Below are 582 nucleotides of genomic sequence, written 5' to 3'. Positions count from 1 at the left end.
GCGCGACGCACCCAAGACCGGGCACCTGACGGGAGAAACCCGCAAAGGCGGGGACGCGCTGCATGCCTTGTTCGACAAGTTACCCGAAGACACGGTGCTCAACATCACGCTGGTGATCACTCCTCAGGATGTTCTGGAGGCCCACCTGGAAAAACTGGCACGTAAATCCGTCGGTGACAATCAAGCGTCCGCCCTGACTCGTGAAGCGGTCGACGAAGCACGCAAACTGATCGGTCGAAAACACAAGCTGTATCGTGGCAACGTGGTTTTTTACTTGACGGGCAAGGATGAGCAACAACTGGAAAGTCGGAGCATGGAGCTTGCCAATGCCATGCTTAGCGCCGGTATGGAACCTGTGTATCCTCGTGATGAGGTCGCTCCTCTCAGCAGTTACCTGCGATGGCTGCCGGCCAATTTTGATGTTAACAAGAAACATGCTTTGGACTGGTACACCCAGATGATGCTCGCCCAGCATGTGGCCAATTTGTCTCCCGTGTGGGGGCGTAATACTGGTACTGGCCATCCTGGCATCTCACTGTTCAACCGCGGCGGTGCACCGCTGACATTCGACCCACTGAACGA

The 582-nt window shown here is 56.0% G+C and carries 1 protein-coding gene; it reads left to right on the top strand.

Annotated elements, in window-relative coordinates:
• On the top strand, window positions 1-582 hold a 582-nt coding region (locus ALO80_RS15955; RefSeq protein WP_456238983.1), incomplete at both ends, for a TraC family protein.

Origin of the sequence: Pseudomonas caricapapayae (assembly GCF_001400735.1) — a bacterium.
GTDB classification, from domain to species: Bacteria; Pseudomonadota; Gammaproteobacteria; order Pseudomonadales; family Pseudomonadaceae; genus Aquipseudomonas; species Aquipseudomonas caricapapayae.
This window is presented reverse-complemented; position numbering and strand designations above follow the sequence as displayed.